General features: G+C 71.0%; 20 protein-coding genes, 1 pseudogene and 1 riboswitch. Of the genes and pseudogenes, 10 read left to right on the plus strand and 11 right to left on the minus strand.

Annotation, left to right across the window (positions count from 1 at the left end; translation table 11 throughout):
- Positions 1-31: 31 nt before the first annotated feature.
- On the minus strand, positions 32-529 hold the full coding sequence (locus R2B38_RS25635) for a carboxymuconolactone decarboxylase family protein (protein WP_318018336.1): 498 nt from the start codon (positions 527-529) through the stop codon (positions 32-34).
- Between the two features lie 46 nt (positions 530-575).
- Between R2B38_RS25635 and R2B38_RS25640 the strand changes: the two genes are divergently transcribed.
- Positions 576-1,979 carry a PLP-dependent aminotransferase family protein gene (locus tag R2B38_RS25640; protein ID WP_318018337.1) on the plus strand — a complete coding sequence of 468 codons (1,404 nt, stop codon included), beginning with the start codon at positions 576-578 and terminating at the stop codon, positions 1,977-1,979.
- 108 nt (positions 1,980-2,087) lie between these two features.
- On the opposite strand, the gene R2B38_RS25645 is transcribed toward R2B38_RS25640, so the two are convergent.
- Positions 2,088-2,939 (minus strand): hypothetical protein, encoded by an 852-nt coding sequence (locus R2B38_RS25645; RefSeq protein WP_318021784.1) that lies wholly within the window; start codon positions 2,937-2,939, stop codon positions 2,088-2,090.
- 81 nt (positions 2,940-3,020) lie between these two features.
- Positions 3,021-3,572, minus strand: a pseudogene (locus R2B38_RS25650) (aminotransferase class III-fold pyridoxal phosphate-dependent enzyme); the annotation flags it as partial.
- A gap of 124 nt (positions 3,573-3,696) precedes the next feature.
- Positions 3,697-3,786, plus strand: a riboswitch (ZMP/ZTP riboswitch).
- A 31-nt stretch (positions 3,787-3,817) separates the two neighbouring features.
- On the opposite strand from R2B38_RS25650, the gene R2B38_RS25655 reads away from it, so the two are divergent.
- Positions 3,818-5,281, plus strand: a complete 1,464-nt coding sequence (locus R2B38_RS25655; RefSeq protein WP_318018338.1) for a glycine hydroxymethyltransferase — start codon at positions 3,818-3,820, stop codon at positions 5,279-5,281.
- 45 nt (positions 5,282-5,326) lie between these two features.
- Here R2B38_RS25655 and R2B38_RS25660 read toward each other — a convergent pair whose 3' ends face one another.
- The 4 genes from R2B38_RS25660 to R2B38_RS25675 form a co-directional block, all read right to left on the minus strand.
- Positions 5,327-5,938 carry a hypothetical protein gene (locus R2B38_RS25660; RefSeq protein WP_318018339.1) on the minus strand — a complete coding sequence of 204 codons (612 nt, stop codon included), beginning with the start codon at positions 5,936-5,938 and terminating at the stop codon, positions 5,327-5,329.
- 105 nt (positions 5,939-6,043) lie between these two features.
- Positions 6,044-6,724 (minus strand): hypothetical protein, encoded by a 681-nt coding sequence (locus R2B38_RS25665; protein ID WP_318018340.1) that lies wholly within the window; start codon positions 6,722-6,724, stop codon positions 6,044-6,046.
- 234 nt (positions 6,725-6,958) lie between these two features.
- Positions 6,959-7,924, minus strand: coding sequence for a hypothetical protein (locus tag R2B38_RS25670; protein WP_318018341.1), 966 nt, complete (start codon positions 7,922-7,924; stop codon positions 6,959-6,961).
- Positions 7,911-8,513, minus strand: a complete 603-nt coding sequence (locus tag R2B38_RS25675; RefSeq protein WP_411978494.1) for an RNA polymerase sigma factor — start codon at positions 8,511-8,513, stop codon at positions 7,911-7,913. Before R2B38_RS25675 ends, R2B38_RS25670 begins: the two co-directional genes overlap by 14 nt.
- A 100-nt stretch (positions 8,514-8,613) precedes the next feature.
- Between R2B38_RS25675 and trpS the strand changes: the two genes are divergently transcribed.
- Positions 8,614-9,627 carry a tryptophan--tRNA ligase gene (gene trpS, locus R2B38_RS25680; RefSeq protein ID WP_318018343.1) on the plus strand — a complete coding sequence of 338 codons (1,014 nt, stop codon included), beginning with the start codon at positions 8,614-8,616 and terminating at the stop codon, positions 9,625-9,627.
- Between the two features lie 187 nt (positions 9,628-9,814).
- On the plus strand, positions 9,815-10,393 hold the full coding sequence (locus tag R2B38_RS25685) for a 2'-5' RNA ligase family protein (protein ID WP_318018344.1): 579 nt from the start codon (positions 9,815-9,817) through the stop codon (positions 10,391-10,393).
- Positions 10,394-10,399: 6 nt separating this feature from the next.
- Here the strand turns inward: R2B38_RS25685 and R2B38_RS25690 are convergent, their stop codons facing one another.
- Entirely contained in the window at positions 10,400-11,143 is a 744-nt protein-coding gene (locus R2B38_RS25690) for a decaprenylphospho-beta-D-erythro-pentofuranosid-2-ulose 2-reductase (RefSeq protein WP_318018345.1), read from the minus strand.
- Between the two features lie 170 nt (positions 11,144-11,313).
- Here R2B38_RS25690 and R2B38_RS25695 point away from each other — a divergent pair, with 170 nt between their 5' ends.
- Positions 11,314-12,267 carry a YihY/virulence factor BrkB family protein gene (locus R2B38_RS25695; protein ID WP_318018346.1) on the plus strand — a complete coding sequence of 318 codons (954 nt, stop codon included), beginning with the start codon at positions 11,314-11,316 and terminating at the stop codon, positions 12,265-12,267.
- Here R2B38_RS25695 and R2B38_RS25700 read toward each other — a convergent pair.
- Complete coding sequence (locus R2B38_RS25700) at positions 12,215-13,528, minus strand: D-alanyl-D-alanine carboxypeptidase family protein (RefSeq protein WP_411978495.1); 1,314 nt, start codon at positions 13,526-13,528, stop codon at positions 12,215-12,217. The genes R2B38_RS25695 and R2B38_RS25700 overlap by 53 nt on opposite strands.
- A gap of 91 nt (positions 13,529-13,619) precedes the next feature.
- On the opposite strand from R2B38_RS25700, the gene R2B38_RS25705 reads away from it, so the two are divergent.
- From R2B38_RS25705 to R2B38_RS25720, 4 genes are all read left to right on the plus strand, one after another.
- Positions 13,620-13,859 (plus strand): SCO4848 family membrane protein, encoded by a 240-nt coding sequence (locus R2B38_RS25705; protein WP_033280279.1) that lies wholly within the window; start codon positions 13,620-13,622, stop codon positions 13,857-13,859.
- Positions 13,860-13,863: 4 nt separating this feature from the next.
- A complete protein-coding gene (locus R2B38_RS25710) occupies positions 13,864-15,099 on the plus strand; it encodes a metallophosphoesterase (RefSeq protein WP_318018348.1) in 1,236 nt (411 codons plus the stop codon).
- 195 nt (positions 15,100-15,294) lie between these two features.
- Positions 15,295-16,851: an ABC transporter substrate-binding protein gene (locus tag R2B38_RS25715; RefSeq protein ID WP_318018349.1), complete on the plus strand. Its 1,557-nt coding sequence runs from the start codon at positions 15,295-15,297 to the stop codon at positions 16,849-16,851.
- Positions 16,852-16,977: 126 nt separating this feature from the next.
- On the plus strand, positions 16,978-17,382 hold the full coding sequence (locus tag R2B38_RS25720; protein ID WP_318018350.1) for an ATP-binding protein: 405 nt from the start codon (positions 16,978-16,980) through the stop codon (positions 17,380-17,382).
- Positions 17,383-17,411: 29 nt separating this feature from the next.
- On the opposite strand, the gene R2B38_RS25725 is transcribed toward R2B38_RS25720, so the two are convergent.
- Together R2B38_RS25725 and R2B38_RS25730 are read right to left on the minus strand one after the other, a co-directional pair.
- Entirely contained in the window at positions 17,412-18,869 is a 1,458-nt protein-coding gene (locus tag R2B38_RS25725) for a HAMP domain-containing sensor histidine kinase (RefSeq protein WP_318018351.1), read from the minus strand.
- The gene (locus tag R2B38_RS25730) at positions 18,866-19,552 is read right to left on the minus strand and encodes a response regulator transcription factor (protein ID WP_033280148.1); all 687 of its coding nucleotides are present in this window, start codon (positions 19,550-19,552) and stop codon (positions 18,866-18,868) included. The genes R2B38_RS25725 and R2B38_RS25730 overlap by 4 nt, the downstream gene beginning before the upstream one ends.
- 197 nt (positions 19,553-19,749) lie before the next feature.
- Here R2B38_RS25730 and R2B38_RS25735 point away from each other — a divergent pair, with 197 nt between their 5' ends.
- The gene (locus R2B38_RS25735) at positions 19,750-22,152 is read left to right on the plus strand and encodes an MMPL family transporter (protein WP_318021785.1); all 2,403 of its coding nucleotides are present in this window, start codon (positions 19,750-19,752) and stop codon (positions 22,150-22,152) included.
- The last annotated feature ends 11 nt before the right edge of the window (positions 22,153-22,163 follow it).

A 22,163-nucleotide genomic window follows, 5' to 3' on the forward strand; every position in this document is an offset into this window, starting at 1 on the left:
AACCCCCGTGCGGGCGACGTCACTTGAGACCTCACTTGAACTGCCCCGCCTTGTAGTGCCCCGGCACCATCCGCGTACTCACCCCGAACCGGTTCCACGCGTTGATCACCGTGATCGCGGCGATCAGCTGCGCCAGCTCGGCCTCCTCGAACTGCTCGGCCGCCCGCGCGTACACCTCGTCCGGCACGAAGCCGTCCGTGATGACGGTGACCGCCTCGGTCAACTCGATCGCCGCCAGCTCCTTCTCGGTGTAGAAGTGCCGCGACTCCTCCCACGCGCCGAGCTGGATGATCCGCTCCACGCTCTCGCCCGCCGCGAGCGCGTCCTTGGTGTGCATGTCGAGGCAGTACGCGCAGTGGTTGAGCTGCGAGGTGCGGATCTTCACCAGTTCCAGCAGCTTCGGGTCGAGACCCCGCCGGGCGGCGATGTCGAGACGGACCATCGCCTTGTAGACCTCGGGCGCGTGCTCGGCCCAGTTCAGGCGGGGGCTGTGTTCGTGGGCGTAAGGAGTTTCCTGTGCTGTGGTCATGTCTCGACTCTAGAAGTCAGGCAGCCCAGGAGTATGGTCCATTTCCATGGCGAAATCTTGGGCCACTTTCGGCGTCGACCTGCATCTCGAACCGACCGGCACGCAGTCCGGCACAGGCACAGGCGTCCGCCGCGGCCTCACGGACGCCCTGCGCGACGCCGTCCGCACCGGCCGCCTCGCCCCCGGCACCCGCCTGCCCTCCTCCCGCTCCCTCGCCGCAGACCTGGGCATCGCCCGCAACACGGTCGCCGACGCCTACGCCGACCTCGTCGCCGAGGGCTGGCTCACCGCCCGCCAGGGCTCCGGCACCCGCGTCGCCGAACGCGCCGTCGTCCCGCCCACCGACACCACCCCGCCCCGCCGCCTCCGCACCCGCCCCACCTATGACCTCGTCCCCGGCACCCCCGACCTCGCCGCTTTCCCCCGCACCGAGTGGCTCAAGGCCGCCCGCCGCGCCCTCACCAACGCCCCGTACCAGGCCCTCGGCTACGGGGACCCCCGCGGCCGCGTCGAACTCCGTACCGCCCTCGCCGCCTACCTCTCCCGCGCCCGCGGCGTACGCGCCGACCCCGAGCACATCCTGATCAGCGCGGGCATCTCCAGCGGTCTCCGCCTCCTCGGCGCCGTCCTGCGGGCCCGCGGCGCCCACACCATCGCGGTGGAGTCCTACGGCCTCGCCGTCCACTGGCAGATCCTGAACGAGGCCGGCCTGCGCACCCGCCCGCTCCCCTTCGACGAACTGGGCGCGAACCCCGGGCAGTTGACGGACGAACCGGCGGTCCTCCTCACCCCCGCCCACCAGTTCCCCATGGGCGTCCCCCTCCGCCACGACCGCCGCTCCGCCGTCGTCGACTGGGCCCGACGCACCGGTGGCCTGGTCCTGGAGGACGACTACGACGGCGAGTTCCGCTACGACCGCCAGCCCATCGGCGCCCTCCAGGGCCTCGACCCGAACCACGTCGTCTACCTCGGCACCGCCAGCAAGTCCCTCGCCCCCGGCCTCCGCCTGGCCTGGATGGTCCTGCCCCCGTCGCTGATGGAGGAGGTCGCGCAGGCGAAGGGCGGCATCGACACCTGCGGCGTCCTGGACCAGCTGACCCTCGCCGAGTTCATCACCTCCGGCGCCTACGACCGCCACGTCCGCGCCGCCCGCCTGCGCTACCGCCGCCGCCGCGACACCCTGGTCGAGGCCCTCGCCCAGCACGCCCCCGACGTCCACGTCACCGGCATCGCGGCCGGCTTCCACGCCGTCCTCAGCCTCCCACCCGGCACCGAACAGTCCGTGGTCCAAGCCGCCGCCTGGCAGGGGCTCGCCCTCCACGCCCTGTCCTTCTACCGCCACGAACACGCCCTCGCCGACCCCCTTGACGCCCTGGTGGTGGGCTACGGAACACCGCCGGACCATGCGTGGGCTGGGGCGGTGGAGGCGTTGTGCCGGGTGTTGCCGTGAGGGGGGCAGGCTTCAACGCGGGCCCGTATATCCAGCCCGTCCGGCGTTTGAGGACGAGGCCCCTTCAGGGCCGAAGCAGGGGTCTGGGGGCGCAGCCCCCGGGGACGGTCACCCCAACTCACCCGCACCCTCCACCGCTCCGCCGCCGGAGGCAGGCGCCTCACCGAACCGCGCCAAGGCCAGCGCTCCCACCACCGCCACCGCGAACCCCAGCACCGCGAGCCACTCCAGCCCGTCCCGCGTACGGTCCCCGAGCCACACCACCCCCACCGCCGCCGGCCCGATCGTCTCCCCGATCACCAGCCCGGCGGTGGCCGTCGTCACCGAGCCCCGCTGCAGAGCCGTCGTCAGCAGCAGAAACGCGGCGCCCCCACCGACGAGCAGCGCGTACGTCGCCGGATTGCCGACCAGCGTCGAGGGCTTCAGCGAGTCGATCAGCCGCACCGCCACCTCGACCACCCCGAACCCGAACCCGGCACCGAGACCGAGCGTCAACGCCCGCCCCCGCTCCGGCAGTCGCCCACCGACCAGCCCGAGCAGCAGCACCACCACCGCTGTCCCGAGCATCGCCCACTTCAACGCCATGGACCCGTCCCGGTGCCCCTCCGCCCCGGACGCCAGCCCCAGCATCGCGAGGCCCGCGCACACCACGCCGACGGCTCCCCACTCCACGCCGCTGAGCCGTACCTTCAGCAGCCGCGCGGCCACCACCGCCGTCACCGCGAGGCTCGACGCCAGTGCCGCGCCGACCGCGTAGATGGGGAGCGACCGCAGCGCCGCGATCTGGAACACGAACCCCAGACCGTCCAGCCCCAGCCCCGCCAGATACCGCCACTGCCGCAGCGCCCGCAGCAACAACGCCGCGTCCCCGCCCCCACCGGTCGTGGCCGCCCGCGCGGCGACCGCCTGCAACACCGTCGCCGTACCGAAGCAGACCGCCGCGCCGAGCGCGCACACCATTCCAAAGAGCACAAAGTGACTCTAGGGGAGGGGAGATCGCCGCGGCCTCCCGCGTGGGCTCTCTCACTCAACTCCAGGAACTCACCGGGGTGGTGTCCAGACCCCCAGCACCGCCCGCAGTTGGGCCAGCCCCCAGTCCAGGTCCTCCTGGCTGATCATCAGCGGCGGCGCGATCCGGATCGTCGACCCGTGGGTGCCCTTCACCAGGACGCCCCGGTCCATCAGCCTCTCCGCGATCTGCCGGCCCGTCCCGACCGCCGGGGCGATGTCGACCCCCGCCCACAGACCCCGCCCGCGCACCGCCGTCACCCGGCCCGTACCGGTCAACTCCCGCAATTCCCGGTGCAGATGCTCCCCGAGCTCCGCGGCCCGCGCCTGGTACTCGCCCGACCGCAGCATCGCGATCACCTCCAGCGCCACCGCACACGCCAGCGGATTCCCGCCGAACGTCGACCCGTGCTCCCCGGGCCGGAACACGCCCAGCACCTCCGCACTCGACACCACCGCCGGCACCGGCACCACCCCACCGCCCAGCGCCTTCCCGAGCACATACATGTCGGGCACCACCCCCTCGTGCTCGCACGCGAACGTCAGTACCGTCCGCCCGAGCCCCGACGGGATCTCGTCGACGATGAGGGCTTCCGTACTGGCTTCCGTACTGGTCACGGCGTCTCCCGGGGGTGAGGGTGCCCCTTTCCTGTCCTCGCCCGCATGGTGGACGCGGGAGCCGCACCGTCCGGCCCGCCCGGTAGGCTGACCGGCGGGCCGTGACTGGCGCGCTGGGATGGGACCGACCATCGGGGAGCGGCCCGAGCTGGAATGTGTGCCGTGCGCCTGGGCCGTACCGAGAACGCCGAACGCCACGTCCGGAGGTCCCCATGCCCGACAATTCCGCGCCCCTCTCTGCCCTCTCCAACGAGTCCACCGCCTTCCGCGCCGCCCTCGACGTGATCCGCGCCGTCGAGCCGCGCGTCGCCGACGCCATCGGCCAGGAAGTCGCCGACCAGCGCGAGATGCTCAAGCTGATCGCCTCCGAGAACTACGCCTCCCCGGCCACCCTCCTGGCCATGGGCAACTGGTTCAGCGACAAGTACGCCGAGGGCACCATCGGCCGCCGCTTCTACGCCGGCTGCCGCAACGTCGACACCGTCGAGTCCCTCGCCGCCGAGCACGCGCGCGAACTCTTCGGCGCCCGCCACGCCTACGTCCAGCCGCACTCCGGCATCGACGCCAACCTCGTCGCCTTCTGGTCGATCCTCGCCGACCGCGTCGAGGTCCCGGCCCTCGCGAAGGCGGGCGTCCGCCAGGTCAACGACCTCTCCGACGCCGACTGGGCCGAACTCCGCCAGGCCTTCGGCAACCAGCGCATGCTCGGCATGTCCCTGGACGCCGGCGGCCACCTCACCCACGGCTTCCGCCCCAACATCTCCGGCAAGATGTTCGACCAGCGCTCCTACGGCACCGACCCCGTCACCGGCCTCATCGACTACGAGGCCCTGCGCGCCTCCGCCCGTGAGTTCAAGCCGCTGATCATCGTCGGCGGCTACTCCGCCTACCCGCGCCTGGTGAACTTCCGCATCATGCGCGAGATCGCCGACGAGGTCGGGGCGACCCTGATGGTCGACATGGCGCACTTCGCCGGCCTGGTCGCGGGCAAGGTGCTGACCGGTGACTTCGACCCGGTCCCGCACGCCCAGATCGTCACCACCACCACCCACAAGTCGCTGCGCGGCCCGCGCGGCGGCATGGTCCTGTGCGACGACTCCCTCAAGGACCAGGTCGACCGCGGCTGCCCGATGGTCCTCGGCGGCCCGCTCCCGCACGTCATGGCCGCCAAGGCCGTCGCCCTCGCCGAGGCCAGGCAGCCCTCCTTCCAGGACTACGCCCAGCGCATCGTCGACAACTCCCGCGCGCTGGCCGACGGCCTGATGCGCCGGGGCGCCACCCTCGTCACCGGCGGCACCGACAACCACCTCAACCTGATCGATGTCGCTTCCTCCTACGGCCTCACCGGTCGCCAGGCCGAGGCCGCGCTGCTCGACTCGGGCATCGTCACCAACCGCAACGCCATCCCCGCCGACCCCAACGGCGCCTGGTACACCTCCGGCATCCGCATCGGCACGCCCGCCCTGACCACCCGCGGCCTGGGCACCGCCGAGATGGACGAGGTCGCCGGCCTCATCGACCGCGTCCTCACCACCACGGAGCCCGGCACCACCAGCAAGGGCGCGCCGTCCAAGGCCCAGCACGTCCTCGACCCGAAGATCGCGGACGAGATCTCCCACCGCGCCACCGACCTCGTCGCCGGCTTCCCGCTGTACCCGGAGATCGACCTCGGCTGACAGCTGCCCCACGCTCTCTCTTGAGTTGTCAAAGATCGGCGACTCTCACAGATCGATGAGTTCCTGTCGTGGTTCCTCGCGCGGCGGTCCGGCCTCACGCCGGGCCGCCGCGCGGCGTATCAGCAGCGTGCCGCCGACCCCGACGGCCACCCCCGCCGCCGCCCACGAGACGGGTCCGGCCGGCCCGGCCGATCCAGGTCCGCCCCCAACTGCCTTGCCGGCGCCACCCGTTCCACCGAGCACCCCCGCCCGCTCCATCTGCGCGAAGACCGCACGCGGCGCCCGATGCCAGCGGATGTCGTCGTCCGCCACTTCCGGAGCCGGATCCGTCCGCACCCACGGTGTGCCGTCCGCGGTCACGAACAACTGGTCCTCCCGCTCCACCGCCACATCACCACCCGGGGCCCGATTCGTCCGGGGCCAGCCCCCGACCCCGGTCAGCCCCCACACCACGGTGATCCGCACCGCCGGATACCGGCCCGCCTCCCACTCCTGCGACACCCGCTCCGTCCCCGCGTACGTCGGCTGCAGCAACGTCCACAGACGGGCGAACGACGACTGCCCCGAGCGCCAGGTCTCCGTCCGGCCGGTGTCTCCGGCCACGACAATGGCCAGATCGGGGATATCCCGGCGCGGAGCCGCTTGGGCCTGGTGCATCCCGACCAGGGTCATCAGCACCGGCCCGGCCACGAGACACAGGCCCCGCAATCCCGCCCGTCCCCTCCCGCGTTCCATTCCTCCCCCTCCGCCTCCTGCCACCCGTCACACGTCCCGCAACTCCTGCCGAGGCCCCGGCTCCCGCCCCTTCCGCCACCGGTCCAGCGGCAGCCGCGCGGCGAACGGCCGCAGGACCAGGGCCAGTACCGCTCCGGCAGCCGCACCCGGTATCGCCCACCACCAGTCGGTGCCGCGACTCTTCTCCTGCGCCGTGACCCGCACTGCGGTGGTCCCCGTACCGGTGTCAGGCGCGGTGGTGGTGGACTCGGTCGACTGCCACGGCGCCGGGAAGATCCCGGAGTAGCCGTCACCCGTGCCCTTGCCCGTCACGCCCAACTTCTTCAGGAGGGCGCGCAGTTGGGCGGGTTGCCCGGCCCGGTGCCAATAGCCGTTCAGGTTCGTGTTCTCCGACGGGTCGGCCGCCGTGTGGATCCAGACCGCCTGCGGCCGGGACTCGACCGGAAAGACCCGGTCGATCCGCCAGGGCGATATGTCGTGCGCCAGCCAGGTGACGTTGATCTGCCGGGCGTGGGCCAGATCGGCCTCGGGCGGCTTGTCGCGGGTGCCCTTGCCCTCCGGCCCGAGCAACTGCTGCAGCTTTCCGTACTGTTCGTCCGAGTAGTACAGCGCTTCGGCCTGCCCGCTCTCCGGCGAGGTCACGAGCACGCTCGTCGGTCCGCCCGCCGCCGCGTCCGACGCGCCCCACACCATCAGGGCCAGCGTCATCGCCAACGCCCCGCTCAGAGCCGTCAGTTCACGAACTCCGCCCGCGCTCCTCCTGCCCCTGCCTGCACTCCCGTGCGTAACTCCGCCTGCCCCGCCCGTACTTCCGCCTCCGAACACCCGAACCCCCAACCCGCCGCTCCCCGTACGGCCCGTCCGCGAGCCGCCTGTCACTTCTGGTACACCGCTCGGCCCGCCGAGGTTCCCACCCTGCCCGAGCCGATTTCGCCACTCGCCTCACTCACGCCGATCCAGCGACCGCGCGATCTCCAGGGCCCGCCCCTTCGACCCCACCCCCTCCAGACGGAACGTCAGATTCTCGCCCGGTACGCCACCGGCCACATGGGTCCACAGCAGCGTCGGCCCCGCCGTCCGCTCCTCCCGCGTATAACGGTCCCCGTCCGCGTCCACCAGCCAGAAGCTCAGCAGATGCGGTCGCGCGAACCACAGCGCCGGGTCCTGGATGCCCTCCGGCGGAACGGTCCCGCTCAGCGACAGCCACTCCGGCGGCTCGCGCACCGTCTTGGCGAAACCGATGTCCAGCCGCGCCGGATACTCGTCGACCCGGACCGTGCGACCGCCCTCCCGCCAGCACAGGCTCACCAGGAAACGCCCCTGCGGCTCGCCGGTCACCGTCACCGCGTCCGGCACGCCCAACGCGTCCGGCACCACCGGCTCGAACCCCGCCCGCCGACCGGCCTGCGCGAGCGTCACCGACCGCCCGCACCCGGGCACCTCGGCCCCGGCCGAGGGCACCGCCGACGGGTCGTACCGCACCTCGACCCCGCCGAAGCCGAACCAGTCGAAGACCGCCGCCCGCACCGGAGGCGTGAGCACGAGCACCGTCAGCACTCCGCACAGGGCCGCCACCAGCGCCCGGCGCCGCATCCGCATCCAGCGCCGGACGGCACGCAGCCGCTCCCGGACCTCGGTCGGCCCGGCCTCCTGGACGGGGACCGGGATCTGCTCGGCCAGTATCTGCGCCAGCACCCGCTCGACCATCGTCTCGGAGCCGGATGCCTCGCCCCCGTCACCACCCCGCGCGTCCAGCGAACGCCCCAACGCCCGCAGCTCCGCGGGCAACCGAGAGGCACCCGCGTGGCCATCGCGGCCCACCCGCCGACGCCCGGCCTCCTCACCCGCACCGGCACCTTCACCGGCGCCCTCACCGTCGTAGGACTCCCGTCCGTCACTCACACTCATCACCCCCTTCCCGAGGCCGGAAATCCGGCAGCAACCGACCGAGTTTCCTCAGCGCGCGGTTCAGCCGGGACTTCACCGTGCCGCGTGGCCAGCCCAGGGCCTGGGCCGTCTCCGGTTCGTCCATCTCCAGGAGATAGCGGTAGGTCACGACCAGGCGGTGGTCCTCGCTCAGCTGGTCCAGGGCGGAGAGCAGGGCCGCGCGGCGCTCCGTCTCCAGCGTGGCGACCGCCGGGTCCGCCGATTCCGGTATCAGCGGCTCGGCCTCCGCGAACGCCGCCTCCCGGCCGGCGAGCGTGCGCTGACGCGCCGCCGTACGCACTGTGTTCCTCGTCTCATTGGCGACGATCGACAGCAGCCACGGCTTGAACGCCGCGCCGTCCCGGAACCTGCCCAGCGCGCAGTACGCCTTGACGAAGGCCTGCTGCACCACGTCCTCCGCGTCCGCTCCCGCCCCGAGTGCCGCGGCCGCTCTGAGTGCGATGCCCGTGTGGGCCCGCACCAGCTCCGCGTACGCCTCCGGCTCTCCGGCGCGTACGCGTGCGATCACCGCGGCCTCATCGACGATGCGGCCCCCCTCCCGCGTCTCCACACATTTGGTACACCGCCCGAACCGGATCGGTTCCCACCCGTGTCACATCTCTTCCGAACCAGTTCCGGACCGGGTCCCGAGACCTGAGAGAATGGTGAACATGGCGACAGACCGACCCCGCGTGCTCTCCGGAATCCAGCCCACAGCAGGCTCGTTCCACCTCGGCAACTACCTCGGCGCCGTCCGCCAGTGGGTGGCCCTGCAGGAGTCCCACGACGCGTTCTACATGGTCGTCGACCTGCACGCGATCACGGTCCCGCAGGACCCGGCGGACCTGCGCGCCAACACCCGGCTCGCCACCGCACAGCTGCTGGCCGCCGGGCTCGACCCGGAGCGCTGCACGCTCTTCGTCCAGAGCCATGTCCCCGAGCACGCCCAGCTCGCCTGGGTCATGAACTGCCTGACCGGCTTCGGTGAGGCGTCCCGCATGACCCAGTTCAAGGACAAGTCCGCCAAGCAGGGCGCCGACCGCGCCAGCGTCGGCCTGTTCACGTACCCGATCCTCCAGGTCGCCGACATCCTGCTGTACCAGGCGCACGAGGTGCCGGTCGGCGAGGACCAGCGCCAGCACATCGAGCTGACCCGCGACCTCGCCGAGCGCTTCAACGGCCGCTTCGGCGAGACCTTCACGATCCCGAAGCCGTACATCCTCAAGGAGACGGCGAAGATCTACGACCTTCAGGACCCGTCGATCAAGATGAGCAAGTCGGCGTCGACTCCGAAGGGCCTCATCAACCTTCTCGACGACCCGAAGGCGACCGCCAAGAAGGTCAAGAGCGCGGTCACCGACACGGACACCGTGATCCGCTACGACGCGGAGCACAAGCCGGGCGTCAGCAACCTGCTCACCATCTACTCGACCCTCACCGGCACCGGAATCCCGGAACTGGAGCAGAAGTACGAGGGCAAGGGCTACGGTGCGCTCAAGACGGACCTCGCCGAGGTCATGGTCGAGTTCGTGACGCCCTTCAGGGAGCGCACCCAGCAGTATCTGGACGACCCGGAGACGCTCGACTCGATCCTGGCCAAGGGCGCGGAGAAGGCGCGAGCCGTCGCGGCCGAGACCCTCGCCCAGGCGTACGACCGGGTCGGCTTCCTGCCCGCCAAGCACTGAGGCGTACGACCGCACCCAAGTACCGACTGACGTACCACTGGACAGAGCGCTGCACATCACTACGGTTGCGCCTGCCCACAACTCAGGTGTGGCCGTACAGTCGATAGCCGGGTGGCCGCGCGCGTGGCCGCCCCCGCTCACCATGAAGACCACCATCAGGACCATCGACAGGACGACAGGAGACGACGTGGGGACCGTAACGATCGGTGTGTCGATCGCGGTCCCGGAGCCTCACGGCAGCCTGCTCCAGGAGCGGCGCGCGGGCTTCGGCGACGCCGCTGCTCACGGCATCCCCACGCACGTCACGCTGTTGCCGCCGACCGAGGTGGACGCCTCACAACTCCCCGCGATCGAGGCCCACCTGGTCGACGTCGCCGCCGCCGGGCGCCCCTTCCCGATGCGGCTGTCCGGCACCGGGACCTTCCGGCCACTGTCCCCGGTCGTCTACGTCCAGGTGGCCGAGGGCGCCTCCGCCTGCACCTGGCTGCAGAAGCAGATCCGGGATGCCTCGGGTCCCGTGGCGCGCGACCTGCACTTTCCGTACCACCCGCACGTCACCGTGGCGCACGGCATCGACGACGAGCTGATGGACCGCGCCTACGAAGCGCTCGCCGACTACCGCGCGGAGTGGTCGTGCACCGGCTTCGCGCTCTACGAACAGGGCCCTGACGGCGTCTGGCGCAAGATGCGCGAGTTCGACTTCGGAGGAGCCGTCGTGCCGCCCCAGGCGGCCCACACCGAGCGCGGCACGATCCCCAGCCACTGAGCACTCTCAGACCGCCAGCCGCCGGAACAGCCCGCGTGGCAAGTGCCGCACCAGCGATGTCACCACGCGCAGGGTTCCCGGCACCCACACCGTCTCCGAGCCTCGGCGCAGGCCCAGTTCGATGGCTGCGGCGACGGCTTCGGGGGTGGTCGTGAGCGACGCCGCCTTCGGGTCGGCCATGGACCTCGACCGGACGAGCCCCGGGCGTACGACCATGACGTGCACCCCCGTGCCGTGCAGCGCGTCGCCCAGCCCCTGGGTGAAGGTGTCCAGGCCGGCCTTGCTGGAGCCGTAGATGAAGTTCGCGCGGCGGGCCCGTTCGCCGGCGACCGAGGAGAGCACCACCAGGGAGCCGTGCCCCTGGGTCTGCAACGCCCGTGCGCTGACCAGACCGGCCGCCACGGCACCGACGTAGTTGGTCCGCGCGACACGCACCGCGGCCGCCGGTTCGCGCTCGTCCTGAGCCTGGTCACCGAGGACACCGAAGGCGAGCAGCACCATGTCGATGTCCCCCTCGGCGAAGACCTTGCCGAGGACCATCTCGTGGGAGTCGGGGTCGAGCGCGTCGAAGGCGACGGTGCGGACCTCGGCCCCCAGGGCGCGCAGTTCCGAAGCGGCACTCTCCAGGGCGGGCGACGGCCGGCCCGCCAGCCACACCGTGCGGGTCCGGCGGGCGATGAGTCTGCGGGCGGTGGCCAGCGCGATCCGGGACGTACCGCCGAGGACGAGGAGGGACTGTGGAGGACGCATGCGGGTGACCGTATCGCCCACTTATGGGTGGTCCGCCGTACGGCGTCGACGTCCTCCCTGAAATGGGCGATTAATCGGATGCCCCGCGATTGCCACTCCCTAGGACGCCACGCGCGCGAGTTCCCTGGGTACCCGCACATCGGTCTCGCGGACGAGGGCAGAATCGGATCATGGACTGGCTGAAGAAGCTCCCCTTCATCGGGCCGCCGGTGGCGCGCCTGATGCTCACGCACGCGTGGCGGTCGTACGAGCGGCTGGACCGGGTGAAGTGGTCGCAGCTGGCCGCCGCGATGACGTTCATCAGCTTCATCGCGCTGTTCCCGCTGCTGACCGTGGCCGCCGCGATCGCCGCCGCCACCCTGAGCACCGACCAGCAGCACGAGCTGCAGGACAAGATCGCCGAGCAGGTCCCCGGGATCTCCGACCAGCTCAACATCGGTTCCCTGGTGGACAACGCGGGCACCATCGGTCTCATCGCCGGTGCCGTCCTGCTGTTCACCGGCATCGGCTGGGTCGGCTCGATGCGCGAGTGTCTGCGCGCGGTGTGGGAGCTGCCCGACCGCGACGAGAACCCCCTCCTGCGCAAACTCATCGACACCGGGGTGCTGATCGGCCTGGGCGGCGCCGTCCTCGCGACGATCGCCATCTCCACCGTCGCCTCCGCCCTGGTCGACTGGATCAGCCGCGAACTGGGCCTGGTGCAGGGTGGCTGGGGCGGGATCCTGCTGCGTATCGCCGCGTTCGCCGTCGCCGTGTTCGTCGACTTCCTGCTTCTGCTGTACGTCCTGACGCTGCTGCCCGGCGTCGAACCCCCGCGCCGCCGGCTCTCCGTGGCCGCGCTGATCGGCGCGGTCGGCTTCGAACTGCTCAAGCTGCTGCTCAGCGGCTACATCCAGGGCGTGGCCGCGAAGAGCATGTACGGCGCGTTCGGCGTCCCCGTGGCACTGCTCCTGTGGATGAACTTCACCTCGAAGCTGGTCCTGTTCTGCGCCGCCTGGACGGCGACGCCGAGCAAGGGGGACCCCGAGGACGATGAGTACGACCCGGCCGACGAGACCGAGAACCCCAAGGTCAGGGACGAGGGCGACGGCGGACCAGATCCGGCAGCGGCCAGCGCCGGTTGACCAGGAAGACACCGGCCGCGAGCAGCACCAGCAGACCGCCGGTGACCGCGAGCGCGATCCCGACCCCGCTCGAACCGTCGTCCTCGGAGGCCGTCGCCGAGGCCGACCCGCCGGCACTCGGCTTCGTGGAGGTGTCGCCGCCCGCCTCCCCGGTGGCCGTCGCACCCGGCTGTGCGCTCGCCTGCGGGACGTTCTTGGGCGCGACGAGCTCTCCCACCGGCTGGACCTTCCCGTCCGCCTGGAAGCCCCAGTCGAGGATCTTCGCGGCCTCCTTGTAGACCTCGTTGTGCTCGTCCTTCTCCGGGTTCATGACCGTCACCAGCAGCACCTTGCCGTTGCGCTCGGCGACGCCGGTGAAGGTCGCGCCCGCGTTGGTGGTGTTGCCGTTCTTGACGCCCGCGATGCCCGGGTACACCGACACGTCCGAGTCGCCGCTCAGCAGCCGGTTGGTGTTCTGGATGTCGAAGGTCCCGCGGACCGACTTGCCCTTCTTCTTGGTCGTCTCGCCCGGGAACTTCGCGCTCACCGTCGAGCAGTACTCCCTGAAGTCCTTCTTCTGCAGCCCGGAGCGCGCGAACAACGTCAGGTCGTACGCCGACGAGACCTGCCCCGGCTCGTCGTAGCCGTCCGGCGTCACCACACGCGTGTCGAGTGCCTGGAGGTCCTGGGCGTGCGCGTTCATGTCGGAGACGGTCTTGGCGACGCCCCCGTTCATGTGGGACAGGACGTGCACCGCGTCGTTGCCGGAGCGCAGGAAGACACCGAGCCACAGATCGTGGACCGTGTAGCTCTCGCCCTCCTTTATCCCGACGAGGCTGGAACCGGTGCCCATGCCGGCCAGGTCCGACGCGACGACCTTGTGTTCGGTCGTCTTCGGGAACTTCGGCAGCACGGTGTCCGCGAACAGCATCTTCAGGGTGCTCGCCGGAGGCAGCCGCCAGTGCGCGTTGTGCGACGCGAGCACCGCGCCCGACTCGGCGTCGGACACGATCCACGACCGCGCGGTCACGTCCTTCGGCAGCACCGGGACGCCGGACGTCAGATTGACCTGGGTCCCCGCCTGGCCGAGGCGGGTGCCGCCCACCGACGACATGTTCGCCGGGGGTGTGGCCGTAGGGCTGGCCGACGAACTCGGAGTCGAGGTCGGCGTCGGCGTCGGACTCGGGGCCGCGAGGGCGACGGGCGCGGTGAGCGCGAGGGACGACAGGGCGGCGGAAAGCACCAGCAGGGGTCGCCTGATGGTCTGCAGTGGAGCGGGCACGGACGAGAACGTACATGCCGGGGGACCCGAAGTCCCGTCACCGGCCCCACCCCGGACACGGGCCCCCGGGGACGACGGCGATACTGGACTCATGAAGCTCAGCCGCCCCGTCTCCTGGTTCCTGCTCGCCTTCGGGGTGTGGAGCTGGGTCATCTGGGTCACTTTCGTCAAGAACCTGGTCAAGGACACGAGCGGACTGGCCTTCGACGACGGCCATCCGACGGCGTACTTCTGGGTGCACCTGACCCTCGCCGTCGTCTCCTTCGTATTGGGGACGGTCATCGGGGGCCTCGGGTTGCGTGGACTGCGCGCACTGCGCGAGACGTCATAAAGAAGTGGCCGTCGTCGTCATCACCCTCGTGGCCCTGGTCGCCGTCGCCGTCCTCGGCGGGCTCCACTGGTACGTCTGGCGCCGCCTCGTCCGCGACACCACGCGCGCGTGGGGCCCCGCCCGGATCACCGGCACGGCCGTGCTCGTCGCCGGCCCGGTGCTGATGATCGCGGCCCTGGCCGCCGAACGCGGCGGCGCGCCCTTCTGGCTCCAACAGGTCCTGGGCTGGCCCGGCTTCCTGTGGATGGCCCTGGCGATCTACCTGCTCCTGGCCGTCCTCGCGGGTGAGGTCCTGCGGCCGCTGCTGCGCCGGCTCCTCGAACGGCGCGGGCGGCCCGAGACAGCCGTAGAAGCGCATGAGGCCCCGGACTCCGCGACAGGCCCCGCAGAAGCCCCTGAAGCGCCGCGGAGCGCCCCCTCGCGCCGTCTCTTCGTCTCCCGTGTCGTCGGGGGTGCCGCCGCCGCTGCCGCCGTCGGGACCGTCGGCTACGGCACCTACGGCGTGCTGCGCGGGCCGAGCGTCAAGCGGGTCACCGTGCCGTTGGCCAAACTGCCGCGGTCCGCGCACGGGTTCAGGATCGCGGTCGTCAGTGACATCCACCTGGGGCCGCTCCTGGGGCGGGGGTTCGCGCAGAAGGTCGTCGACACGATCAACGCGACCCAGCCCGATCTCATCGCCGTCGTCGGTGACTTGGTGGACGGCAGCGTCAAGAACCTGGGGCCCGCCGCGGCACCCCTGGCCGGGCTGAAGGCGCGGCACGGCAGCTTCTTCGTCACCGGTAATCACGAGTACTTCTCCGGCGCCGAGCAGTGGCTGGAAGAGGTCCGCACGCTCGGGATCCACACCCTGGAGAACGCGCGTACCGAACTGGCCGGTTTCGACCTCGCCGGGGTCAACGACCTCCAGGGCGAGAGCGAGGGGCAGGGGCCCGACTTCGGGAAGGCGCTCGGCGACCGGGACACCACGCGCGCGTGCGTGCTGCTCGCGCATCAGCCCGTGCAGATCCACGAGGCCGTCAAGCACGGCGTCGACCTCCAGCTCTCCGGGCACACCCACGGCGGTCAGTTGTGGCCCGGCAACTTCATCGCGGCGGCGGCCAATCCGACGGTCGCGGGCCTGGAGCGGTACGGCGACACCGAGTTGTACGTCAGCAGGGGCGCGGGCGCCTGGGGACCGCCCACGCGCGTGGGGGCGCCGTCGGACATCACGGTCGTCGAACTGGCCTCGAAGCAGGCCTAGTTGCCGATGCGGGGCACGCTTGCGCACTGGCTGAGAACCGGCTGTGAAACGGGCAATTAACACCGGTCGGTAAGTTCTTTCTCATCTCGGCAGAACTCTCTTCCCCCGGATGAAACTCCTGTGGTTAGGTGATCCGCGCCACTAGGGGAGTGGCATATGGGAGGGGCCCGGGAGGGCCTTCGGGAGGGCACACCGATGCGGTCGGTTCGCATACGGATTCTCGCGTCGCTGCTGGTTCTGGCGGCCGTGGGAGTCGGGGGCTGGCAGTTGCTGCCCTCGGACGGGAGCAAGGACAAGACGATCACGGTCGGGACGACGGACGCTGTCACGTCCCTCGACCCGGCCGCCGCGTACGACGCCGGTTCGTGGGCGCTGTACAGCAACGTCTTCCAGTCGCTGATGACGTTCGACTCCGGCGGGACGACACCCGTGCCGGACGCGGCCAAGAGCTGCGCGTTCGTGGGCGGCGGGCTGACGACGTACCGCTGTGTGGTGCGCGAGGGGCTCACCTTCCCGAGCGGGCGCGCGATGACCGCCGAGGACGTGAAGTTCTCCTTCGACCGGGTCAAGAAGATCAACTCCGATGTGGGTCCGTCGTCGCTGCTCTCCACGCTCGGCTCGGTCGACGCCTCCGGGATGACGGTCACCTTCCATCTGTCGTCCCCGGACGCCACGTTCCCGTTCAAGGTGGCCACCGGCGCGGGCGCGATCGTCGACAGCACCAAGTACCCGAAGGACGCCCCGCGCAACGGCTACCAGGTCGACGGCACCGGCCCGTACACCCTGACCACGTATACGAAGGACAAGAAGGCGGTCCTTTCGCCGAACAGCCACTACAAGGGTGCCGTCAAGAACACCGGGAGCCCGATCGAGCTGCGGTACTACGCAGACTCGGACGCGCTGCAGAAGGCGTACCAGGCGAAGCAGGTCCAGGTGGCCACCCGCCAGTTGCCCCCGAAGATGCTCTCCGGGCTCTCCGCGAGCGACCCAAACCAGCGCGTGTCGGAGGCGGACAGCTCCGAGACCCGCAACCTGTACCTCAACACCCGTAAGGGCACGCCCCTGCACGACGTCCTCGTCCGGCGGGCCATGGCCTGGCTGATCAACCGCGAGCAGCTGGCCGCCACGGTGTACGACGGCACGGTCGACCCGCTGTACTCGCTGATCCCCACCGGCATCGTCGGCCACACGACGTCCTTCTTCGACGACTACCCCTCCCAGAACGTCGACAAGGCGAAGGCACTCCTCGAAGAGGCCGACGTCTCCGTCCCGGTCCACTTCACCTACGGCTACGGCATCGGGCACGGCGCCGGCAAGGAGGAGGCCGCCGAGCTGAAGAAGCAGCTGGAGGCGAGCGGGCTCTTCAAGGTGGACGTCAAGGGCTACGAGTGGACCGACTTCCAGAAGCGCTGGGCGACCGGCAAGCTGGACGCGTACGCCGTCGGCTGGGTCGCCGACTACCCCGACCCGGACACCTTCGGCTCCCCGCTCGTCGGCACCGGTTCCACCATGAACACCGGTTACAGCAACAAGCTCGTCGACCAACTCATCCTCAGCAGCCAGAAGTTCGCCGACCGCAGCCGCGTCGACGACGACTTCCGCGACCTCCAGTCGGACGTGGCCGCGGACGTGCCGCTGATCCCGCTGTGGCAGCGCAAGGAGTACGTCGTGAGCAGCGAGGACGTCGGCGGCATCTCCTATCTCACGGACGGCACAGGCGTGTTCCGGCTGTGGGCGCTGGACTGGATCTGAGGTGGTCCCGCGGCACCGGACGTGATGCCGCGGGACTGACCTTTGTTCGATCTTTTGTCCGAGTGACGCCGGTGGGCCATCGCACGCAGCACCATGTGACGGAGGTGTGCGGGGTGAGGAGCCGACGTGGTCAGACGCAACGCATTCCGGCTGCCCCGGCACCCGGCTTCCGTGGGTCTCGCCCGGCGCCGGGTCCGGGACCATCTGGCCGACTGGGGACACCGGAGTGACGACCCGGCGCTCCAGGACGCGGTGCTGCTGGTGTCCGAGCTGGCGACCAACGTCGTACGCCACGGGCCGCTCCTGGAGCGGGAGTTCGAGGTGGCGGTGACGGCCCTCGCGGACGGCTCCTGCCTCATAGAGGTGTCGGACGAGGGCCGCCTGGAACCCCGCCTGCGGGTCGTGACGGCCCTGGAGGAGGCCGGCCGGGGTCTCCACCTCGTGGAGGGCATCGCGGCCGCCTGGGGCGTCTGGAGCCGCGGCGCACACGGCAAGACGGTGTGGGCCCTGGTCCAGGCCGACACCCCCTGACGCCCGCCCGCTTCCACGACCGTGCTGCTCTACGACGGAACGGGCGTCCGCGTCGGCAGTGTCACCGTCACCGCGAGCCCCTCGCCCGGTGCCGTCCGCACCGCCACGTCGCCGCCGTGCGCCTTGACGACGCCCTGCACGATCGCCAGCCCCAGACCGCTGCCCGCGCCGCCGCCCGCTCGGAAGAAGCGGTCGAAGACGCGCGCCGCGTCGTCCTGACAGAGCCCCGGACCCTGGTCCGCGACACACAGCCGTACGACCCCGTCCTCGCGCTCCAGACCGAGCCGTACGGGCACGTCCGCGGGCGTGTGCGTGCGGACGTTGGTCACCAGGTTGCCGAGTACCTGGCGCAGGCCCGACTCGTCGGCGCGCACCAGGAGGGAGCCGTCGGCGCCGACCGTGACGGGCCGCTCGGGCTGCTGCACCCGGAGGTCCTCGGCGGCGTCGCGCACCAGGCGGCTCAGATCGACGCTGCGGAAGCGCAGTTCGGGCTGCTGGTCCAGGCGGGCCAGCATGAGGAGTTCGTCGACGAGACGGCCCATGCGGTCCGCCTCCGCGTTCATCCGGTCCCAGGCCCGCTTGCGCTCGTCGGGCTCGGTCAGCATGCCCTTGTCGTACAGCTGGAGGTAGCCGCGTATCGCCGACAGCGGGGTGCGCAGTTCGTGCGAGGCGTCGGCGACGAAGCGGCGCAGCTGGGCCGCCGTACGCTCGCGCGTGCGGTACGCCGACTCCACCTGGTGGAGCATGGAGTTCAGGGCGACCCGCAGCTGCTCGACCTCCTGGGTGGGATGGTGGCTGGAGGGCACGCGCCGGGTCAGGTCGCCCTCGGCGATGGCCGTCGAGGTCTCGACCATGTCCTCCAGGGGCCGCATCCGTCGTCGCACGCTCACCATGGTCAGCGCGGCGAGCAGGACGAGCAGCAGGCTGCCGAAGGCGAGGTCCAGCTTGAGGGCCTTGGCCATGGCGTGGTGGAGGCCGCCGGTGGAGACGGCGATCAGGATGTACGTGCCGTCGGCGAGCCGGGTTCCGATCGCGCGGTACGGGTCGTCGCTCAGCGAGATGTCGCGCGGTGTGCCGTCGGCGGCCAGCGCGGCCGGGTCGCTGAAGAGGGCGGCGAGCGCCCGCTGCTCGGCGGTCGGGGCGAAGCCGGCGATGGTGAGCACCTTGCCCCGGGAGTCGACCGCCGCGAACACCTTGTCCGGGTTCGCCGAGGCGGCGCTCCGCTGGGGCATCAGCTGATCGCCGAGGCCGGACAGGGTGCTCAGCATGTTGAGCTGTTCCATGGTGAGCTGCGAACCGCTCAGCGAGTCACGGGACTTGGTCAGCTCGGTGTCGACCTGGGCGAGCAGATAGTGCCGCATGCCCATCAGGCTGACGGCGGTCGCCATCACGATGCCGAGCGCCAGCAGCGTGAGGTTCGCCAGGGTCAGCTTGGCGCGCAGGGAGTGGGCGCCGCGCTCGCAGTTCGGGAGGGTGAACTTCCTCATGCGAGCCCGTATCCGACGCCCCGGCGCGTGGTGATCACGGGCGGTCCCAGGGTCTCCAGCTTGCGCCGCAGATAGCTGATGTAGGTCTCGACGACGGTCGACTCCGGCGGGGTGTGCTCGTACTGCCAGACGTGGCGCAGGAGTTGCTCCTTGGGCACGACCCGCCCGCCGTTGCGCACCAGGAAGCGCAGCAGGGCGTACTCCGTGGGGGTCAGCTCGACCGAGTTGCCCGCGCGGTGCACCGAGTACGTCGTCTCGTCCAGCTCCAGGTCGCCGTAGCGCAGGGGCGGGCGCTGGGGGAGGACGTCGGCGGGGCGGGTGCGGCGCAGGACGGCGGTGATGCGGGCGACGACCACGTCGATGTCGAAGGGCTTGGTGATGTAGTCGTCGCCGAAGCCCAGGGCGCCGACGATCTCGGCCGGCGCGTCCCGGGCGGTGAGGAAGACGACCGCCAGGTCGGGCCTGCGGGCGCGCAGTTCCTGCCCCAGGGCGCGGCCGTCGCCGTCCGGGAGCATCACGTCGAGCAGGGCGCAGTCCGGGCGGGTGCGCTCGGCGAGGGCGAGCGCCTCGCGCACGGTGCCCGCGACCATCACCTCGAAGCGGTGGTAGCGCAGCGCGATGGCGAGGACGTCCGCGATGCTCGGTTCGTCCTCCACCACCAGCACGGTTCCTGGAGCCGTCATGCCCCCAGTATCGGCCGGGGCACTGACAACCGGGCCGGTCCGGTCTTTGGAGTTCCTTGAGAGTCATGCCCGATGCGTGTCCACGCGTGCGTGCCGCCGCCAATTCTGTAGCGCAGGACCTGGGGGACCATCCGACCGACCGAACTGATCGACCGAGTCAACTCGGTTGCGAATAAGGAGCGTTGAGCGTGGCGGCATTGGCACGGTGGTGCTATCGGCACCGGCTGGTGGTCCTGTTGCTGTGGGTGGGGGCGTTGTTCGGCCTGGGCCTGTCGGCCTCGGCGGCGGGGACGGACTACGCGAACGTCTTCTCCCTCCCGGACACGGACTCCAAGAGCGCGTACGACCAGATGGCGAAGGCCTTCCCGAACACCTCGGGCGACACCGACACGGTCGTCTGGAAGGTCGACTCGGGTTCGGTGAAGGACCCGTCCGTACGGTCCCGGATCCAGCCCGCGCTCGACAAGATCGCCGGCATGAAGGGCGTCGGCGGCGTCACCGGCCCCTACTCGGGCGCCCGGGGCGCGGGCCAGATCAGCTCCGACGGGACGATCGCGTACGCGCAGGTCACCTTCGCCGAGCAGGCGAACGCCGTCCCCAAGGACCTCGTCCAGAACGTCGTGGACACCGCGCAGAGCGCCGAACGCAAGGGCCTCCAGGTCGAGCTGGGCGGCCAGGCCGTCCAGCGCGTGGAGGAGCCGCCGGGCGGCATCGCCGAGGGCGTCGGCATCCTCGCGGCGGCGATCGTCCTGTTCCTGGCCTTCGGCTCGTTCTACGCGATGCTGCTCCCGATCGGCGTCGCGATCTTCGGCGTCGGCACGGGCCTGTTCTCCACCCAGCTCCTGAGCCACACCACCGACATCCCCGACCTGGCCCCGCTGCTGGCCACCCTGATCGGCCTCGGCGTCGGCATCGACTACGCCCTGTTCATCGTCACCCGGCACCGGCGCGGCGTCCAACGCGGCCTGGATCCCGAGGAGTCGGCGGTCATCGCCCTCAACACCTCAGGACGCGCGGTGCTGTTCGCGGGCGGCACGGTGTGCATCGCGCTCGCCGGGATGCTGGTGACGAACCTGCGCTTCCTCGACGGCGTGGTCATCGGCACCTCGCTCACGGTCGTCCTGAGCGTCCTCGCGGCCACGACCCTGCTCCCCGCCCTGCTCGGCTTCCTGGGCGTGCGGGTGCTCAGCCGCAAGCAGCGCCGCAAGCTGGCCGCCACCGGTTCCGAGCCGGAGCGCACCGACAACCTCGCGGCCCGCTGGTCGGCCGCCGTGCAGAAGCGCCCGCGCCGGATCGCCGCGTTCGCCCTCGTCGTCATGGCCGTCCTCGCCTTCCCCGTCCTGTCGCTGCGCCTCGGCGCCACCGACCAGGGCAACGACGACACCTCGACGACCACCAGGCAGGCGTACGACCTGCTCGCCGACGGCTTCGGGCCGGGCTTCAACGGCCCCCTCCAGGTGGTCACTTCGGGCGGCGACACCGCCACGCTGGTCGAGAACATCCGGGCGACGAAGGACGTGGCCCAGGTCGCCGCGCTGCCGCCCGCGCACGGTGTGACGGTGATCCAGGTCGTCCCGAAGACCTCACCGCAGTCCGTGCAGACGGACGACCTGATCGACACCCTGCGCGACAAGGTCATACCCGAGGCCGGCGTGACCGGCCACGTCGGCGGCGTGACAGCGATCTCCAAGGACTTCGCCACCGTCACGGGCGACCGCCTCCCGCTCTTCGTAGCGACGATCATCGGCCTGAGCTTCCTGCTCCTCCTGCTCGCCTTCCGCTCGCTCGTGGTGCCGCTGACGGCCGCCCTGATGAACCTCATCGCGGCGGCGGCCTCCTTCGGTGTGCTGGTGGCGATCTTCCAGTGGGGCTGGGGCCTGGACATGCTCGGCCTCGGCAAGGAGGGCCCGATCAACGCCTTCCTACCGGTCATCATGCTGTCCCTGCTGTTCGGCCTCTCCATGGACTACCAGGTGTTCCTGGTGAGCCGCATGCACGAGGAGTGGGTCCACACCAAGGACAACGCCCGCGCGGTCCGCGTCGGCCTCGCGGAGACCAGCCGCGTCATCAACAGCGCGGCCCTGATCATGGTCTGCGTCTTCCTGGCCTTCGTCCTCAGCGGCAACTCCGGCGCGGCGACGGCGGGCGTCGGCCTGGCCGCCGCGGTCGCCCTCGACGCCTTCATCCTGCGTACGGCCCTGGTGCCGGCCGCGATGCACCTCCTGGGCAAGTCCAACTGGTGGCTGCCCGGCTGGCTGGACAAGGCGCTGCCGCACCTCGCCGTGGAACCCGCCGAGGAGCCCGTACAGGCCGCCCCTGAGGGCCCGGCGTCGGCCGTACACGGTTTTGTCCGTACGGCCGAGGGTGAGCCCCTGGAGGGTGCCTCGGTGACGCTCCTCTCGGCGGGCGGACGCCAGCTGGACCGCGTCGAGACCCTGGCGGACGGCTCGTACATCGTCTCGGTGCCCGGCCCGGGGACCTACCTCCTGGCGACGACGGCGACCTCGTACGGCTCGATCGCCCGCCACGTGGCGGTGACGGACGGTCCGCTGATCCACGACGTCGAACTCGTCGAGGGCGAGGTGGACGCCGTCAACTGACGGCAGCAACC

This window comes from Streptomyces sp. N50 (assembly GCF_033335955.1).
Taxonomy (GTDB): domain Bacteria; phylum Actinomycetota; class Actinomycetes; order Streptomycetales; family Streptomycetaceae; genus Streptomyces.

What these genes read in the sequence shown, in the direction of transcription:
- R2B38_RS25635 (WP_318018336.1), bottom strand. Translation starts at nt 529, where the DNA reads ATGACCACAGCACAGGAAACTCCTTACGCCCACGAACACAGCCCCCGC.
- R2B38_RS25640 (WP_318018337.1), top strand. Translation starts at nt 576, where the DNA reads ATGGCGAAATCTTGGGCCACTTTCGGCGTCGACCTGCATCTCGAACCG.
- R2B38_RS25645 (WP_318021784.1), bottom strand. Translation starts at nt 2,939, where the DNA reads ATGGTGTGCGCGCTCGGCGCGGCGGTCTGCTTCGGTACGGCGACGGTG.
- R2B38_RS25655 (WP_318018338.1), top strand. Translation starts at nt 3,818, where the DNA reads ATGCCCGACAATTCCGCGCCCCTCTCTGCCCTCTCCAACGAGTCCACC.
- R2B38_RS25660 (WP_318018339.1), bottom strand. Translation starts at nt 5,938, where the DNA reads ATGCACCAGGCCCAAGCGGCTCCGCGCCGGGATATCCCCGATCTGGCC.
- R2B38_RS25665 (WP_318018340.1), bottom strand. Translation starts at nt 6,724, where the DNA reads ATGACGCTGGCCCTGATGGTGTGGGGCGCGTCGGACGCGGCGGCGGGC.
- R2B38_RS25670 (WP_318018341.1), bottom strand. Translation starts at nt 7,924, where the DNA reads ATGAGTGTGAGTGACGGACGGGAGTCCTACGACGGTGAGGGCGCCGGT.
- trpS (WP_318018343.1), top strand. Translation starts at nt 8,614, where the DNA reads ATGGCGACAGACCGACCCCGCGTGCTCTCCGGAATCCAGCCCACAGCA.
- R2B38_RS25690 (WP_318018345.1), bottom strand. Translation starts at nt 11,143, where the DNA reads ATGCGTCCTCCACAGTCCCTCCTCGTCCTCGGCGGTACGTCCCGGATC.
- R2B38_RS25695 (WP_318018346.1), top strand. Translation starts at nt 11,314, where the DNA reads ATGGACTGGCTGAAGAAGCTCCCCTTCATCGGGCCGCCGGTGGCGCGC.
- R2B38_RS25705 (WP_033280279.1), top strand. Translation starts at nt 13,620, where the DNA reads ATGAAGCTCAGCCGCCCCGTCTCCTGGTTCCTGCTCGCCTTCGGGGTG.
- R2B38_RS25715 (WP_318018349.1), top strand. Translation starts at nt 15,295, where the DNA reads ATGCGGTCGGTTCGCATACGGATTCTCGCGTCGCTGCTGGTTCTGGCG.
- R2B38_RS25725 (WP_318018351.1), bottom strand. Translation starts at nt 18,869, where the DNA reads ATGAGGAAGTTCACCCTCCCGAACTGCGAGCGCGGCGCCCACTCCCTG.
- R2B38_RS25730 (WP_033280148.1), bottom strand. Translation starts at nt 19,552, where the DNA reads ATGACGGCTCCAGGAACCGTGCTGGTGGTGGAGGACGAACCGAGCATC.